Below are 17,205 nucleotides of genomic sequence, written 5' to 3' on the forward strand. Positions count from 1 at the left end.
CCTACATAAAAAAATAATTTTTCTCATCAAAAGAGAAAATATTATCAGAACCAGTATGAACTATCTTATGATTGGTAAAAATCAAATTTTCATACTCATAAAAATGATACTCTTTTTGTAATCTCATAGGAGAAACCTCTTTGAAAAAATAAGAGAGTTCCCCTCTTGGTGGTGTTTTTGAAATTTCACAACTGTCTTCAATTAATAAAGAGGATATTTTAATCCCCTCTATAGCAGATCCAAGCTCTATCTCTTTTACATTGTCTATCTTAGCTGGGTGGTCATTTTTTCCCAAATAAGGGGTAAACACTGCTTTACCACCTAACAAATACTCTTTTAATTTTTTATACTCATTAGAGTTATCATCCAAAATAACTATTTGCCACTTTGGATTTTCCAACCACTGCTCACGAACTATCAAATTTCCACCCATCTCTTTACTGGCATAACCAACAGAGTTGTTGAAAACTTGTATTTTTTTAGAAAAATACCCATGAGAAGCAAGAGGAGCTATAGAGATTTTCAAATCTTTTAAACGTTCATAAAACTCAGGAAATCCACTGTTCAAAGGCTTTTTAGCTGCCTTTTTCTTAATGGCTTTATTTTCTTCCTCTATTTGTCTGTTTTCATTTGAGAGTTGAATATGCCCCTTTAATCCTAAAATTGCCCCCAACAGACCCAAAAGAGCAGGTTTGTGGATATTATTATAGGTAAAATAAGCAAACTGATTCACATCAGGTTTTCTGAAACAGGCTGTTTTTCCACTAAGCTCAAAGCTTATCGCTTTCATAGCTATATCTCTTCATTGGTAAAGATATTTTTATGAGTTGAGTTAGTAATAACTTTGAGTTTATAAGGATTAGAATAGACTTCTATTTCTCCTTTATCACCTACCAACTCTTCCAACTTGGTTAAATCTACAGCTCTTAGTTCACTGTCAAACTCTATATAGTCACTTAAATCAGGCAAATAAGTATCTTTCTCTTTGCACTCTACAAAAAGAGCAAACTCATTTTCACAACCAAATTTTGAGTTGGTACTGTAAGCTGTAGCAGAGGTTAAAGCCACTCTTTTAAACTCTTTATAATCATTTTGGGTATAGCCTATAAAATCAGAACCTAAAATCTCTTTGTACTCATCATAATTATTAGGATTAATGGAAAAACCATAAAAGTAATGAGCTTCATCCACTGTTATTTTTGTTCCTAAAGTTGACTGTTTAGCGTCATCTTTGGTACTGTCTGCAAAAGGAGATAAAATATCTTGAATCTCTATATTGGTATCATCAAATTTATTGAACCCCTGCCCAAACTGAACAGCTCCTGTTATGGAGATATTTTGCCCCTCTTCTGCAAAAGTTGCTCCAAAGTTTTTAACATCAGTACATTTAAAAAGATTAGTCATTACCTCTTTTGTTGTTGTATTCTTTTTATCTATTTCACCAAAAATAGAAGCATATCGTTCAGCTAATTGATTTGGGACAATTCCATTTTTATTCTCTTTCCAACTTTTAATAAAAAGTATATCTTTACCTTCACTCTCCCACATCTTTTTCATAGGATATTTTAGAGCTTTATCACTTCCAAAAATATCACCATTGCTGGTACTTTTCGGTCTGCCTGTAAAGTCTGCATTCCAATTTGCCATTTTTGCTTTTATTCCGATTACGCCATATACTCTGTTCATTTTAATTCTCCTTTTTTTCAAAAAATAGATTATCTGCCAAATAACCAACTAAAAAACTATCCATATTATCTGACATTCTGTCTTTGTTCTGGTAAGCCTGAATGAGTGCCATAGCGCTGTTAAATCGCTTATTATTAAAAAATAGAGCATGTTTGTATTGAAAAAAACTAAACTGTAACTCTTTTTTCAATTTTTGAGAGTTGTTACACCTCAAATAAGGCTCCAATAAGTCTTGCTTTTTTTGATGCTGTTCTTTTTGTGCCAACAAATAATTAGCCAACTGTCCACCCAAAAAGAAAAATTCCTCTTTGCTCAAACTGGCATACTCTGAATTATCCAATTTGTTTTTGATGTTTGAAAACATCTCATCAATATTCATAATCTCTTCTCCTTTATATTGTTGTAATGAAAGTTTTAAGTTTAAACTCTCTTTTGCTTTTGACTCATACCCTGCTCTTAAATTATTTAAGATAAATCTTGAACCATACTTTTTTACTACCTGATAAAACTCCCTCTCATCATACTTTTTAAAATAATTTATCATACTGTACTTTGTAACAAAGAGTAGATTTTGCAACTCTTTACTTAGAAAACCTGAAACTTTTATATCATCGTTAAAATAGTTAAAAATCAACTGTTTTGCATAGAACAGTTCATCTATTTTTGACTCTAAATGAAATAATTCTTTTAACTCATAATCTTCTATTTTGTTCACTTTTAAATGATTTTTAACTTTTATAGGTGGAGTTAACTCTTTAAACTGCATTGGAATATAATCAAAATCCATAATTACATCTTTATCTCTAAAGTCTCGATGCATAAAAAGATTATTTGTAAGTGGATATTTATCCACAAGTTTTTGAAATTTTAGCCAATCAAAAAACTTTTTACTTAATAAAGCATCATTATCTAAAAGTAAAAAAGGGGCTATTGTTTTCTTTGTTTTTTGTTCTAAAAAAGGTTTCTTTGAGTTTAAACCCATATTTGCATCAGAAAGCCCATAAACTCCATTTTCTAATTTTTTGGAGTAAGAAATATCATTAAAAATTTTAATACTATAATATATATTGCTTTCTTTTTTATAAAGTTCAATATCTTCATCAAAAAAGATTTTAATGTAGTTTTTTATCCCTTGCTCTTTTGCCATATCAACACAACTGTCAAGCTTATCTTCTAATACTCTATATTTGAGAATTAAATCTTTTTTTCTATTTTTATCTTTTAAATACTCTTGATAGCCTTCAAGTAATTCTTTTTCCTGTTTTTTTGTAAATTTTTCATAACTACAAAGGTATTGATATTGTTTTTTAATTGAATCTCGATTTAAAATCTTCTTTGTGTCTTCACTAATAAAACTATCTATTTTTACATAAAAAGACAAGTAGTTAATATTATGAATTTTTTTATCATAAAATGACTTATTAGAGTTCAAATAACCACTATAATAATCCCTCTCTTTAAACCACTCATACATTTCATGATTTACATTGCCATTCAAATTTTTAAAACAGTTCTCTTTTCTCTCTATCTTTTTATCATTTTCAAAAATAAAATACTCTAAAGACTTATCATCATTTATCTTAACATAAAGTCCATCTTTGAGCATATAATTATCAAGAATAAGCTTATCACCTTTCTCTTCATACTCTTTTTTAAAAACTTCTAAAATATCATAAATCATCGTAACCCTTTAGCCACACAAAACCCACCCCCAAACGAGTTCTTCTCCCCAAGCCCACAACTCAAAGCCAAAAACGCCAACTTCTGTGAAATCTCATCTTCATTGGGGACGATGCGAAACTTATTACCAAAGAGTCGTATGGTTTTGCCGTTTTTAGTGATCTGTATATTTTGTGGAACTCGGTTTTTAACTTCCAGAAGTTGGATGAAATTTTGTTCACTTTTTATCGGTTCATCATAGAAACTTTGGTATTTCTTTTCAAGATTGTCATGCAGCTGTTTTTGCAGCTTCATAATGTCACCATCTTTTTCCATTGTCCAAAACAACCCGTTTTCTATGGAGACAATAACCGGAGTTGCACTGTACAACTCACTGATAAAAAACTGTTTGACCGTTCTTTTGTGTGTATCGATAACTAAAAAGTTTGGATTGTCTATGTTCTGTCGTAGTGTTTTGGAGAGTCTGTCTATAAAATCTTCATCTGGAGATCTCAGGACAAATTGGTAAGTATTACCTTTTTTATAGATTTTGTCTTTCTCTATAGGATAGAAGTTTCCAAAACCATAGTGCTTAAAGCCTTGTTTTGCATGTAATTCTTTAAGCTCATCCTGTTGTGCCATAGAAAAGCTTATGTATTTGCTTATAACTTCAAAACTCTCTTTAAAAGAGAGATCTTTTTTTATGTATGCCGTGCATGTCAGTTCAAAATACTTCATTCTATTCCTTATAGATGTTTTTACCTTATTGTATCATACTCACTAAGACATATATATGTCAACTTCTTTAGATTTCTTTATAATTCTCCAAATCCCTCATCAACTCTTCCCGTAACCACATAGGTTCAATAATATAGATATGTGGCAGCCAACTCTTAATAGCCGGAAGAATTTCAAGTTTATGGGTGATAATGCAGTGAACTTCTAGTCCTCCGTCATAGTGTTTGTCCGCTATGACTTGTGTTTTGTGTAGTTTTCTCTCTTGTATGTAGTGTGCTATGGTTGATTTAATGTAGAGTTTGACAGTTATTTCACTGTTACTGCTGCTGTGCCAGACACTGTTGATGGTCTTGTCTACTTCTTGCAGCATCGCCTCTGTTAAGGTAGTGGGTTCATGGGTAAGTGTAAACCCCTTTATGCGTGACAGCAAAAAGGTCTTGATGCCGTCATCTTTATAGTCTCTGGCTATGAGATACCAGCTTTCATCCTGTGTATAGAGCTTAATAGGGTCTATGGTTCTTTGACTGCTACCCTCAGGTTTCATATATATAAAACTGCATTGCACCTCTTTATGCAGTGCCTCTATGATCTTTTCTCCCAAAATTTTAGGAAGCTTGTTATAGTTAATGGCAAAGGCCACTTTAGAAGTTGTAAGATTGGTTTTTTCAAGATAGGAGAGTTCTATATGTATATTTTTGGCAAAAGAATTAAGGAGTGTATGTTCAAGACCATTTCGGTCTTTATCTAAAGCATTGGTATCTAATGACCACTTGCCGTGTTTGTTACGAAGGGGAATGACAGTATTGATCTTCTTCATATCCCTCAAGAGAGTACGGGAAGAGACCTTGTACTCCTGTGCGACAAGAGAGCCTTGCAGCTCTTCAAGCGCATAAAGGCGTTTAATAATATGAAATTGTCTAAGGGCCGGTTGTTCTTTTTTTTGGTATGGCATAGAAAATTATAGCCAAAAATAGCACAAATAAAAGGTGTTAAACTACTTCCACTTTCTCAACCACATCAAGCCCAAACCCTGCAAGCCCGATAAATTCAGTATCTTTATTGGTAGTAAGCAGGTTGATGTTCCTGATGCCCAGGTCTTTAAGTATCTGAGCTCCTACTCCAAACTCTTTTGCCTGCTCATGGGAGATGATCTTTGTGTCGAGGAATATCAGTACACCGCCATTCTGTTTGAGATACTCTATGGAGTTGTTCAGTGCATTAAAACGTTTATCATCAAGTATAAGGTCGATATCTGTACCGATGTTGTGGAACTTTACGTTCGCCGTCTCATGAGCTTTGTAAAACTGTATGACCGTATGGGTTCGTGCTAAATGATCCTCATAGATGATCTTTTCCACTTTTGTACCTCTGAGTTCGCACTCCTCTTCGGAAATACGTTTCACCAGTTTTTCATTTGCCAGACGGTACTCAACAATATCAGAGATATAGACGATGTCCATATCGTGTTCTTTGGAGAAGATCTCAAGGTCATCCATTCGTGCCATCTTCCCGTCATCTTTGATGATCTCACAGATGACTGCTGCAGGGGCAAGCCCGGCAAGTTTACAAAGGTCCACAGAACCCTCCGTATGTCCGGTTCGTACCAGCACACCGCCGTCTTTGGCGATAAGCGGGAAAATATGCCCCGGACGGACAAAATCATCTGCTACCGTCAAAGGATTTGCAAGCTTGGAGATACAGTCATCTCTCTCAGCGGCAGAGATACCTGTCTCTGCATTTGCAGAGTCTATAGAAACAGTAAAAGCTGTTTCATGGTTCGAGACATTCTTTGCGACCATTGGCATAAGATCCAGTTTTGTAGCCATTTCTTTGGTAATAGGCGTACAAATGAGCCCTCTGGCCTCTTTTGCCATGAAATTCACCATATCCGGTGTAGAGAAAGTAGCAGCATAGACCAGATCACCCTCATTTTCACGATCCTCATCATCCATCATGATGACCATTTTTCCTCTTTTGATCTCTTCTATGGCTTTTTCTACTCTTTTTATTGCATCTGTTGACATCTTATTTCCTCAACTTTTCATACTATGATTATTATATTTTTTATGTATTATACCTACTGCTACTTCAGTTATACAAATTTTTTTATTTTTTTTAAAAAAGCTCTTGACAAGTGAAACTTTTGGTGCTATAATGCCGTCCACATAAGCAATATGACTTATGAAAGCTGGGGTATCGCCAAGCGGTAAGGCATTGGTTTTTGGTACCAATATTCGGGGGTTCGAATCCCTCTACCCCATCCATAGATTCATCTTGGTTTAAGTAAATCAAGATACAATCTCACACTTTAAATGTCGCGGGATAGAGCAGCTTGGTAGCTCGTCGGGCTCATAACCCGAAGGTCGGAGGTTCAAATCCTCCTCCCGCAACCAAAACGGAATTTATTCAGTCACTTCTATAACTTTCAAAACCAGATCTAAATAATTTTATTATAAAAATGAGAAAACTTTTATTTAACGCGGGATAGAGCAGCTTGGTAGCTCGTCGGGCTCATAACCCGAAGGTCGGTGGTTCAAATCCACCTCCCGCAACCAAACACCAACAAAAACTAAAATCACAGATATTTTTTTGATGTAGTGCATACCAAAAATAATTATCTCTTTTATAGAAAATACAATCTTTACACTCTAGATCTGAATTAAAAAAAATATCTAACATTCAAAATCCTTTCGCCCATTCAAATCATAAGTGCAATTCACCTCTAATTTACGCAGCTAATTCCTTAGTAAACTCTTCAAAAAATACTTCATAGGGCGTTCTGTAGTTCAGTACTTTTCTTGGTCGATGGTTTAGCTTCTCTTGTATGATAATCACATCTTCCTTAGATATTTGTGTGAAGTCTGTCTTCTTCGGCAGATATTGTCTGATCAATCCATTGGTATGTTCGTTCAATCCTCTCTCCCAGGAGTGATACGGATTAGCGAAGTAGAAGTCTGTATCCAGTATCTGTGAGACCTGCTTGTGATAAGCGAATTCCTTTCCGTTGTCACTAGTAATAGTCTTGATCACCTGTTTGATAGGTTCGAGCATTTCAATCAGTGCAGTAGTGACAATCTCTGCATGTTTGGAAGGTACTTTTTTGATCAGAGTAAATTTGGACTTTCTATCTACAGCTGTTACCAATGCTCCAATATGATCCTTACCAATAACTGTATCGATCTCTAAATCCCCTATACGTTTTTTCTTCTCTACAATCTTAGGGCGTGTATTGATCATCTTTCTGTCAATGATCGTTCCTCTGCGTTGATAGTCATTACATCGTTTATGGTACTTCTTGTTCTTGTGTCTGAGATACTTATAGAGTCTGCCTTTACTGGCTTTGTTTCGATAAATGAACTGATAGATCGTCTCATGTGAGATACTTCCGATATTATCACGTTTCATTCTGCCTGCAATCTGCTCCGGGGACCATCCAGCTTTGAGCTTCTCTCTAATGTAGCTCTCTAGCTGAGGAGTGATAACAGTATATTTTGGTTTGGATCTATGTCGATATTCCGTATTGAAGTGAGCAGTGGTGTATTGATATTTATCTGCATGTGTATCCCAATTTCTTTTGATTTCTCTACTGATTGTTGAGGGATGAACACCTAACTCTTCTGCTATCTCTTTTTGGGTATAACCTCTTTCTAAAAAAAGAGAAATATGGTATCTTTCCGTGAGGGTTAATTGTTTATACTTCATAGTGCATTTCCTGTTTTTGTGGTGAAAAAAGGATAACCTATGATCGATTAACCCTCTCTTTCAAAACTATCTCTCAGAAATTGCACTTATCCCTTGAATTGGCGTATTCAAAACTATTGAGAGTAGTTACACTATATACTTTTAAAGTTGATTTGCAAAATTCTTCATCAGTCTATAATCTTCTTTACTGAAGCTATTACTACTACATACATAAGGAATACCATCAATATATTCCTCTTCAAAAGCATATACGTCCCTATCCCGATTAAGAGCTGTTCCACTTAATAACATCAGTGGATATGCTATTATATTCTTACACGACAGGTCTTTTAAAAAATTGATACTATCTTTAAAAGTGTTTAAAGTTTGATGTGGCAAACCATAAATTAAACTTACTTCATAATCAATATTAAAATTATGTAGTCTTTTTATAGCATATTTTATTTTCTTTTTGTCATTGTTACGCTCTATAACTTCATATTCTTTGGGGATAATAGTTTGTAACCCAAATTCTAATTCAGCATCAAGCTGTTTTATTAATTCTAAAAACCGATCACCTTTTTTTCCTTGAATAAACTCAAATCTTACTTGAAAAGAAATTTTAGGTTTAAATTTCATAAGTACAAGCTGCTCCAAAATATCCATATAATTTTTTCCGACATTAAAAATTGGGTCAATTACATTAACTTTTTTTACTCCTACTTGATTAAGATACTTAAGTTCAGTGATGATCTGATCAAAATCAATCTCTTTTACATTCGTTTCAATAAGATCTTTATGCGCACAAAAAGTGCACCAAAAAGGGCAATTTCGCTTAGTTTCTAATCTTACTTTTTTCCCTTTAATATCTTCAATAGTTTTATTTGAGTAAATATTACTTATTGTACTAGGGTCAGGAGCTTTATTTATAAATTTATCCTTTGAACCTTCAAGCAAAAGATCTAAAAGTGCTTTTTCAGCATGACCAATGATGAAAAAATCTGCCTGAGGGTATTTTTTTCGTGTATCTACATCGGTAACTTCATAAGCACCTAGAATTATTGTTCCAGAGTATTTATTCTCTTTTAAAAAATTTAAAAGACTTTGTACTTGCTTTTCAGACCAAACATAAGCAGCTATAGCGATAAAATCATTTTTTAATAGTTCCATACTAAATGGCTCATTCAGTATATACATATTAAATGATGTTTGACTGATATTAAAATTCTCTACAAAGCGTTTATCATTATTTAAATAAGCAATTATTTTTGCGATTGAATAAGGCATCTTTGGTTCATCTTTATGATGATAATCAAAAGACAATATATGTAAATGTTTCATTTTAAAATTCTGTAACTGGAAAATGACTATGTATTTTTTTTATGTCATCCATGATTTCTTCTATTTCGTTATATAAATCCTGTTCTTTATCAAAGTTATCCCACACTTGTTCAATTTCTTCATCAGACAAAACAGGTATTTTTAATTTTTTGAGATCTGCTGTAGTAATTTGTGGCATAGCTTCACCTGCAACAAGTTGTTTTAAAAGAGTCTGTCCTAAATCAGATTTTAAATACATATATAATATATGAGTTAGATCAAGAAAATAATCATTACCCTTTTCTTCATCTTTTCTAACCCTAATAATATGCATAGCTTGTGAAGCAACTGTAGAATAATCTCCCCTTACAAGTCCAACTTTGCCAATAGTACCTTTTGTACTCAATATAATGTCCATATCTTGAAGTGCATATGTTTCAAGTTTCTTCTTCTGTTTGGCAATATATTTCATCTTTCCATTGGACAATGTAAATCCTGCCTTTGCAACATTAGAAGGTCCAAGTTCAATAATCTCAATCCATCCATCTTCTTCATCTTGAAAAAGTTGTGATTTTCTAACATCAGCAACACTTTGAAGTTCAACTAATTCATACCTGTTTAACTGCTTCAATAATTCTGATGCTTCTTTTGATATAACGTATCTATCTATATTCAGAACATATCCATTTTCTATGATTTGATGATTTGTAACAAGCTTAGATATATTTTCTATTTCTTGTTTCTGAGTACATATTGTCAATATCTTGTCTAAATTATTTAGAACAGTTTTCCTTCCTTCTTTCACTAAAAATTGTTCATTTTTAAGATTAACAAAATGTACTTTATCATCCTTTTTATGCTTATCTATCACAAAAAAAGTTGTTTCAAGAGAAGTAGCATTATTCAAATTTGATGGCAACTGGATAATACTTTCGAGTAAATTATTTTCAATCAAATATTTTCTTAATTCTAGCTCTACTCCAGATCTATAGCACATACCTAGAGGTAATAAAACTACTGCTTTAGCACTTGTTTGAGCCAGGATATGCTCAATATGTGCAACATCCCTATTCCCTTTACCTTTATGAATATTAAAACGATTAAAAGAATCTCCATCGAGAATTTTATTCTTTAAAGACAATCCCATAGGTGGGAAAGATAAAGTACATTCAAATTGCTGTAACAAACCCGGTTCAACTGAATCAATGTATGAAGGAGTTTCCAATGCATCTGCATATACAAAATCTACTTCAATTTTATCTACAACCTTCATCAATTCAACGATAAACTCATCTACTAAAGATTCAACAAATACATTTTTATTTGTATGGTAACACAGATTAAGATTGTTACTAAATGGTGAATATATACTTTCACAATTTACACCTAATAATCCAATACCAAGCTTTACAACCTGATTAGATATATTATATTTATTGTAATTTCCTGTGGTAGAAGAGAAGGCATCATGTACAGTTATAAAATTCATGTAATTTCTACTTTTATCTATAAATATTTTTAAATCTTTTTGTTTTAATTTTTGTAATGGAATATTCTGATCTAAAAATAATTGAAATACTTTATGCTCTTTTGCCAATTTAATACAGATCTTTGAAAATGTACTTATATTAATTTCATCATCAAAGATTGATGGAAACTTAAAATCTTCTTGAATAATCTTATTTTCTATCGTTAGCTTATTCCAAGCCCTTAGAATATATAAAAGTTTAAGTGCTTGATCTGTTTGTAAAGATATTTGTTCCCTTTCTAAGCACGTTCTTAGTTCTCTTGTACTTAACATATTTCCTACTTTCTTTTATAACTATCTGTATTATATGCTGTAATCAATTTATCATCAACCGCAACAACTGTTACTCCACCCTTATCTATGATTCTTAACATATCTTTTCTAAAACGATCAAGCTCACTAAGGAGTTTTTGAGATTCTTTTTTATCCAAAACTATTTTATCTCCATTTATTTTTCCAAAATCTAAAACTAAATTGATTAATTTTTTTGTTAAACCTCTATGAGACATTCTAGCCGAAAAATGATTTGTTATTTTCATGTTAAATCCTTTTAGTTTGTTGTTTACTAAATTATTTAGAATAGTAACATGTTACACCTTAAATATATTTAGTTTCAAACAAACTAAATATATTTTTGTGGGAATTTCTATTTAATTCTATATATAGATAAAATTCATTATATCACCGTAGTTCTTTCCACATATCAAGTTTTAGATGCCGTAGTTTCTTCCATATTAAAATTCTGAAAATAACTAAGAATATGATTTAAAATAAAAGTATTTGGTGCGGCTTGTGGTGACATTCGTTTTGTTGCCCTAATATAGGGACTTTGAGACGCTCTCATAACCCAAAGGTCGGAGGTTCAAATCCTCCTCCCGCAACCAAATCACAATTTTAATCCTTCATAAAAATTTCACCCTTTCATAAAAAATTTATACTGTTTTGAATAATGACAGCCTATACGCTCTTTTCCAAATCAACTCTTTGCTATAATTAGTCGATTCTGATCGATCAAATCCTTTAAATAACGGAGTGGCTATGGCATATACAATTCTTGATGTTTCAAATCTTGAAGATTATCTTTTTTCCTTACCTCATATCAGATCTTTTTTCGACACTGAATCACTTGTTATTGATGAGATCGGTGACGGAAATCTGAACTTTGTCTTTTTGGTCACATCCCGGAATGATGCTTCCAGACAGCTTATTGTCAAGCAGGCTGTACCCTATCTTCGCTGTGTGGGAGAAAGCTATCCTCTGGCAAAAGAGCGTATGACGTATGAGATACGCTCTTTGGAACGTTTTGCCGAACTCAGCAGGCATATACCAAAGATATACCACAGTGATGAAGAGATGAGTGTGGTCATTATGGAGTATCTGGGGGAGCATATCATTATGCGCAAAGGGATGATAGAAGGCATAAAGTACCCTGAATTTTCAGAGCATATCAGCTCTTTTTTGGCAGATGTACTCTTCAGGACCTCCTCTCTCTTTCTCTCAAGCAGTGAAAAAAGAGCACTGATTGCACAGTTCATCGACAACAGTGAACTTTGCAAACTCACCGAAGACTTTGTCTTTACTGCACCATTCATGGAGCATGAGACCAATGCAGAACTTCCGGAACTCTCTGATGAAGCACAGCGTATTTCCGGGGATCTTGAACTGAAAACAAAGATCCTGCATCTCAAATACAAATTCATGAACCAGAGTGATGCCCTGCTCCACGGTGACCTGCATACCGGTTCCATCATGCTCAGCAGGGATGAGACCTATGTGATAGACTCCGAATTCGCTTTTGTCGGGCCAATGGGATTCGATATCGGTGCACTCATCGCCAATCTGGTGATGTCCTGGATCTCTCACACTGTACTGGATGAAAAGTCTGATTATCCCGATTGGATACTGCAGACCATTGAAGAAGTGTGGCAGAGCTTTGAAAAGAAATTCCTCAAACTCTGGAATGAAACACCGGAAAGTGCACTGTTCACCAAAGGATTTGCCAATGATGCAGTACTCGAAGCCTATCAGGAACAGTATATGCTTACCCTCTTTCAGGAAAGTATAGGGTTTGCAGGCTGTAAGATCATCAGGCGGCAGTTTGGAATAGCAGGTGTGGAAGATATACGGGGGATCGAAGATGCCAAAAAATGTGAAGCAGCAAACCGCCTTGCCATAAGGATCGGAGAACGATTCATTAAAGAGTATCATATATTAAATAATATAACAAATGTAATAAAATTGATCAAGGAATAGTATGCAGGGAAAATACAGACCATTATGGCTCAACGACAACGGTGATCTTGAAGTACTCGATCAGCGCTATCTGCCCCATGAAAAAAGAGTACGTGTACTGAGGAATGGAGCTGATGCAACGGAAGCCATTGCCGACATGACCGTACGTGGTGCCGGTGTCATCGGTAATGTTGCTGCCATGGGTGTCTACCTGTCGGCACGTGAATTTGGCGATGATAAAGAACGTATCAGGGAAGAGGCAATGAAGATCCGTTCTTCCCGTCCTACTGCAGTCAATCTGATGTGGGCAGTGGACAGGATGCTCTCAGTCATAGAAAAGAGCAGCGATCTCTTGAAAGATGCCAAAGCAGAAGCCATTGCCATCTGTGATGAAGATGTCAAACGCAGTGAAGAGATAGGCAGGATCGGTTGTGACATCATAGAGAAGATCATGCAGGAGAAAAAACTGACAAAGATCAATATCCTGACCCACTGTAATGCAGGATGGCTTGCCGTTATCGACAGCGGCACCGCACTTGCACCCATTTATGAAGCCAAACGAAGAGGTATCGATATCCATGTATGGGTCGATGAGACCCGTCCCCGTAACCAGGGAGCAAACCTGACCTCATGGGAACTGCTGGATGCAGGAATTGACCATACCATCATTGCAGACAATACCGGAGGACACCTCATGCAACACGATATGGTCGATATGGTGATCACCGGTGCTGACAGAGTCACACGATGCGGTGATGTCGCCAATAAGATAGGTACCTACCTCAAAGCATTGGCTGCGAAGGATAACGGTGTTCCTTTCTATGTTGCCTTGCCACTGAGTACTTTTGATCCTGAGAGTTGTAACGGTATAACGGAGATCGATATTGAGATGCGCAGTGAAGATGAGATACACATCATGAGAGGGATCGATAAACAAGGGAATCCTTTGGAGCTTCGTGTTACACCGGAAGGGAGTAAAGGAGCGAACTACGGCTTTGATGTCACCCCTGCCAGACTGATTACGGGGCTTATCACCGAAGCAGGACTTATAGACGCAAATGAAAATGCGATAAAAGGACTCCTGTGACAGAAGGTGTTGTCAAATACAGTATAGAACATCAAACTGCAGACACTCCGGCATTTTCAGGCTACGAAGCACTGGAAGCACTGCGCAGACGCCTTTTTGCACTGGGATTGATAGGGGAAAAGGATGGCATCGGCTATGGCAATCTCTCGATGCGAACTGACGTATCCAAATCTTTTTTCATCACGGCTACCCAAACAGGTAACAGGCATACACTCTCTCGTGAGTATTATACGTATATCAGTGATTATGACTTTAGTACTTTTAAAGTCATCTCACAGGGGGCACAGCAGCCAAGCAGTGAGGCACTCAGTCATGCCATGATCTATGCGATAGACGACAGGATCACAACAGTGATCCATGTGCACTCTTTAGCACTCTGGAAGTTTATGAAAGCTAACAATGATCTTTTTACTACAGCAGAGTACGGAACAGCAGAGATGGTTAAAGAGATCGCTACACTCTATGATACGCTTGATCCCGTAAAGCATAATGCTTTTGTCATGAGAGGGCATGAAGAAGGCATTATCACCTTTGGCAGAAGCATTGAAGAGGCGGAACTGGCACTGTATCATATTTTACAGGCGTATTTGAAGAATTCGGCAGGGTTAGGAATCCCAGTCCAGTAACCTCTGCTCTCCTTCAAGTCCGCGTATATGTGTGACATCCTGACTCATCTCTATTACACCGCGATAAGTACCGTCCGGGTCTCGTACAGCAAAGTACTGGATATGGATAAACTTCCCTTTGAACTGGATCCAGAATTCAGCCAGATCCTGTGTTCCTGCTTTGAATTCTTCAAGGATTCTAAGGACCTGATCAACACTTTTTGGAGGGTGACAGAACTTCACTTCACGACCGATAATACCCGCACTTCTGGGGAAGACCCTGTCCTCGCCGCGGTTATAGAAAACGACCTGGTCATTTTCGTTTACATAAGTGATATCTACTGGAAGGATCCTGAAAATGGAGTTGACCTGCTCCGGAGTAAGGTAGCCTTCATCATAGTGTGTTTTGTCCTCTGTACCGAAAGGCAGTGCTTTTCGCTTTGTATCCTGGCTTGGATGTATATATTCGTCTGCAGGGTAAGGTGCAGGGGCTTTGTCGAACATCCATCCTATCTCTTTGTCCCCCTCTTTAAACTCTTTCCACTCCTCTTCACTGAGTAAGTTCATTGCATTGGGCAAAAGTCGCCCCTCCTCCACCTGCATGATGTGTTCCAGAGAACGGAATAGACGCTGGGAGTTCATAATGATCGCTTCAATATCTTCTGCTTCTATGGCTTTTCTGCTCTCTTTGATCTCTTCTCTTATCTGGTCATGAAATGCCCACATATTCTGTGAAGGACTTGTCCAGCCGTGTTTTTCAAGGTAAGGGAAAAGCTGGTTCTCTTTTCGTGCAAAGTGAAGCTCGACTTTTCTCAGCTTCTGAAAAAGTTCTTTGAAGAAACCGAACTGTGCCTGAATGTCAACAGATTGCAATTCACGGATAATATTGCGGATAAGAAGATTTTCTTCAAGGTAGGTACGTACGGGGTGTCCGTCCGGATATTGTCCTTCTAAAGGAGAGGTATGGTTATTTAAAAATTCGCTCATATGATGATAGCCTTAGATAGTTTCGTGAAGTATATTGAAATGAAAGAAAAAATCTATTGAGCTACATCAAGAAGCATCTCAAAAGTAAGAAAAAGAGAATTAATATTAATTACTATTTAACGTCTGTAAGGTACTTTTGCTGAAGGTGTCTCTTTTGAAGTATGTTCCAAATGTGCATCCTGGTCATCAAAAAAGATATCTGCACCGAAGGCTTTGATGACTTCGTATTTCTGTACACCGCCTTGAAAGAATGCTTCATCTACACGTACACCCCAACCTTCCAGTGTTCCCAGTACCCTTTCATGGGTTGAAAAGTTTCGTGCAGTCACCAGAGCTGTACGTATGGGTGAGGCTTCCATAGGAAACTTGTCCTGTATCTCCGAGATGGTTTTCAGGAATTTGAAGAAAGGTCCTTTGCTGAGTGGATTCTTGGCATTATCTTTTTCATATTCTATAAAGGCTTCCAGACCTTTTTCCTGATACACTTTCTCACTCTCATCACCAAAAATGACGGCATCACCATCAAAGGCTATTTTTACCATGTCACTCTCTTCTGAGGTAATGGGAGTATGAGGAAGTATGGTTGCTGCGGCAACACCGGAGTTCACTGCTTCTTCTACATCAGGTGCATATACAGAAAGAAAAAGATCTACTTTGAACGCTTCAAGGTAACGTGCTACCGGTGTACCTGCAGTCCATCCGGTACGTTCTATATCCAGATCGTAGTGTTCTATGGAACGTCCTATGCGTAGACCTGTGGCAGCATTATTCCGAGAAAGAATGATCACTTCTATGAGTTTATTATCAAATTTTTTATTGATGGCAAGCAGGTTTTGTACAAATCTGAATGCTGAACCTTTTGAGAGTGGGTCATTCAAATGGGAAAGCTGATACTCATAGTATGCCTCAAGGCCTTTTTCATCAAAAATAGCATTCTCTTCCTCCAAACTGAAAAGTGCACGTGAGGAAATAGCGATAACAAGTTTGTCTTTTAAGTCGTATGCCATGGGGTACTCTTTTTTGAAAAGTATATCATCTTAATTTTATCCTTATGTTATAATTAGTCTGTATTATAATAAACATCAAAGTAAAAGGATGGGAAATGGGTTTTGGGAATATTATATTGCTGATCATTGTCGGAGTAGCTGTTTATCTTATAGCGATCTATAACAAATTCGTGTCTCTCAGAGCGGGCATAGATGCTGCCTGGTCGGATATAGATGTACAACTTAAACGCCGTTATAACTTGATACCTGCACTGGTAGAAACCGTTAAAGGGTATAAGTACTATGAAGCAGGTACCCTTGAGAAAGTGATCCAGGCACGCCAGCAGGGTCTGAATGCCAATACTATGGATGAAAAAGCAACAGCGGCGAATATGCTTTCAGGTGCATTAGGCAAACTCTTCGCACTTGCCGAAGCATATCCGGATCTGAAGGCCAATGAGAATTTTCTGCATCTCCAGGGAGAGTTGAGCAATCTTGAAAATACTATTCAGAATGCAAGACGGTACTATAATGCCATTGTCAGAGACTATAATGCGAAATTAGAGTCATTTCCTGATCTTATTGTGGCACAGAAATTTGATTTCAAACCTCGTAACTATTTTGAACTTGATGAGAGTGAAGCCGAAGCTGTAAAGAAAATGCCTAAAATAGAGTTCTAAAGAAGAGTGATGATGA

At 36.1% G+C, this 17,205-nt stretch carries 16 protein-coding genes and 3 tRNA genes; 7 read left to right on the forward strand and 12 right to left on the reverse strand.

From position 1 onward, the window contains the following. Nucleotide 1: 1 nt before the first annotated feature. The 6 genes from cas5b to ACZ48W_RS00190 form a co-directional block, all read right to left on the reverse strand. The gene (gene cas5b / locus ACZ48W_RS00165; RefSeq protein WP_464828749.1) at nucleotides 2–790 is read right to left on the reverse strand and encodes a type I-B CRISPR-associated protein Cas5b; all 789 of its coding nucleotides are present in this window, start codon (nucleotides 788–790) and stop codon (nucleotides 2–4) included. A gap of 2 nt (nucleotides 791–792) precedes the next feature. Beyond that, complete coding sequence (locus ACZ48W_RS00170; protein WP_464828750.1) at nucleotides 793–1,686, reverse strand: type I CRISPR-associated protein Cas7; 894 nt, start codon at nucleotides 1,684–1,686, stop codon at nucleotides 793–795. Between the two features lies 1 nt (nucleotide 1,687). Next, complete coding sequence (locus ACZ48W_RS00175) at nucleotides 1,688–3,367, reverse strand: hypothetical protein (RefSeq protein ID WP_464828751.1); 1,680 nt, start codon at nucleotides 3,365–3,367, stop codon at nucleotides 1,688–1,690. Beyond that, nucleotides 3,364–4,083, reverse strand: coding sequence for a CRISPR-associated endoribonuclease Cas6 (cas6, locus tag ACZ48W_RS00180; protein WP_464828752.1), 720 nt, complete (start codon nucleotides 4,081–4,083; stop codon nucleotides 3,364–3,366). Before cas6 ends, ACZ48W_RS00175 begins: the two co-directional genes overlap by 4 nt. A gap of 67 nt (nucleotides 4,084–4,150) precedes the next feature. Then, a complete protein-coding gene (locus ACZ48W_RS00185) occupies nucleotides 4,151–5,035 on the reverse strand; it encodes a helix-turn-helix transcriptional regulator (RefSeq protein WP_464828753.1) in 885 nt (294 codons plus the stop codon). 37 nt (nucleotides 5,036–5,072) lie between these two features. Further along, the gene (locus tag ACZ48W_RS00190; protein WP_464828754.1) at nucleotides 5,073–6,107 is read right to left on the reverse strand and encodes a bifunctional 3,4-dihydroxy-2-butanone 4-phosphate synthase/GTP cyclohydrolase II; all 1,035 of its coding nucleotides are present in this window, start codon (nucleotides 6,105–6,107) and stop codon (nucleotides 5,073–5,075) included. 165 nt (nucleotides 6,108–6,272) lie between these two features. Here ACZ48W_RS00190 and ACZ48W_RS00195 point away from each other — a divergent pair. The 3 genes from ACZ48W_RS00195 to ACZ48W_RS00205 all read left to right on the forward strand — a co-directional run bounded on the left by ACZ48W_RS00195 (nucleotide 6,273) and on the right by ACZ48W_RS00205 (nucleotide 6,638). Next, nucleotides 6,273–6,347 (forward strand) — tRNA-Gln (locus ACZ48W_RS00195). 52 nt (nucleotides 6,348–6,399) lie between these two features. Then, nucleotides 6,400–6,476 (forward strand) — tRNA-Met (locus tag ACZ48W_RS00200). Nucleotides 6,477–6,561: 85 nt separating this feature from the next. Next, nucleotides 6,562–6,638 (forward strand) — tRNA-Met (locus ACZ48W_RS00205). A 172-nt stretch (nucleotides 6,639–6,810) separates the two neighbouring features. On the opposite strand, the gene ACZ48W_RS00210 is transcribed toward ACZ48W_RS00205, so the two are convergent. From ACZ48W_RS00210 to ACZ48W_RS00225, 4 genes are all read right to left on the reverse strand, one after another. Next, nucleotides 6,811–7,785 carry an IS30 family transposase gene (locus ACZ48W_RS00210; protein ID WP_464827468.1) on the reverse strand — a complete coding sequence of 325 codons (975 nt, stop codon included), beginning with the start codon at nucleotides 7,783–7,785 and terminating at the stop codon, nucleotides 6,811–6,813. Nucleotides 7,786–7,926: 141 nt separating this feature from the next. Further along, on the reverse strand, nucleotides 7,927–9,105 hold the full coding sequence (locus ACZ48W_RS00215; protein WP_464828755.1) for a B12-binding domain-containing radical SAM protein: 1,179 nt from the start codon (nucleotides 9,103–9,105) through the stop codon (nucleotides 7,927–7,929). A 1-nt stretch (nucleotide 9,106) separates the two neighbouring features. Continuing rightward, nucleotides 9,107–10,885, reverse strand: a complete 1,779-nt coding sequence (locus ACZ48W_RS00220) for an N-6 DNA methylase (RefSeq protein ID WP_464828756.1) — start codon at nucleotides 10,883–10,885, stop codon at nucleotides 9,107–9,109. Between the two features lie 5 nt (nucleotides 10,886–10,890). Then, nucleotides 10,891–11,151: a DUF4258 domain-containing protein gene (locus ACZ48W_RS00225; RefSeq protein ID WP_464828757.1), complete on the reverse strand. Its 261-nt coding sequence runs from the start codon at nucleotides 11,149–11,151 to the stop codon at nucleotides 10,891–10,893. Nucleotides 11,152–11,650: 499 nt separating this feature from the next. Here ACZ48W_RS00225 and mtnK point away from each other — a divergent pair, with 499 nt between their 5' ends. The 3 genes from mtnK to ACZ48W_RS00240 are packed head-to-tail and all read left to right on the forward strand — an operon-like array spanning nucleotide 11,651 to nucleotide 14,557. Next, nucleotides 11,651–12,865 (forward strand): S-methyl-5-thioribose kinase, encoded by a 1,215-nt coding sequence (mtnK, locus tag ACZ48W_RS00230; RefSeq protein WP_464828758.1) that lies wholly within the window; start codon nucleotides 11,651–11,653, stop codon nucleotides 12,863–12,865. 1 nt (nucleotide 12,866) lies between these two features. Next, entirely contained in the window at nucleotides 12,867–13,931 is a 1,065-nt protein-coding gene (mtnA, locus tag ACZ48W_RS00235) for an S-methyl-5-thioribose-1-phosphate isomerase (RefSeq protein WP_464828759.1), read from the forward strand. Continuing rightward, entirely contained in the window at nucleotides 13,928–14,557 is a 630-nt protein-coding gene (locus ACZ48W_RS00240) for a class II aldolase/adducin family protein (protein WP_464828760.1), read from the forward strand. The genes mtnA and ACZ48W_RS00240 overlap by 4 nt, the downstream gene beginning before the upstream one ends. Here ACZ48W_RS00240 and ACZ48W_RS00245 read toward each other — a convergent pair. Together ACZ48W_RS00245 and ACZ48W_RS00250 are read right to left on the reverse strand one after the other, a co-directional pair. Beyond that, nucleotides 14,537–15,523 (reverse strand): DUF438 domain-containing protein, encoded by a 987-nt coding sequence (locus tag ACZ48W_RS00245; protein WP_464828761.1) that lies wholly within the window; start codon nucleotides 15,521–15,523, stop codon nucleotides 14,537–14,539. The genes ACZ48W_RS00240 and ACZ48W_RS00245 overlap by 21 nt on opposite strands. Nucleotides 15,524–15,639: 116 nt before the next feature. Then, on the reverse strand, nucleotides 15,640–16,530 hold the full coding sequence (locus ACZ48W_RS00250; RefSeq protein ID WP_464828762.1) for a 5'-nucleotidase: 891 nt from the start codon (nucleotides 16,528–16,530) through the stop codon (nucleotides 15,640–15,642). 95 nt (nucleotides 16,531–16,625) lie between these two features. Between ACZ48W_RS00250 and ACZ48W_RS00255 the strand changes: the two genes are divergently transcribed. Then, nucleotides 16,626–17,189, forward strand: a complete 564-nt coding sequence (locus ACZ48W_RS00255) for a LemA family protein (RefSeq protein WP_464828763.1) — start codon at nucleotides 16,626–16,628, stop codon at nucleotides 17,187–17,189. Nucleotides 17,190–17,205 lie beyond the last annotated feature (16 nt).

The organism is Sulfurovum aggregans (assembly GCF_055385215.1).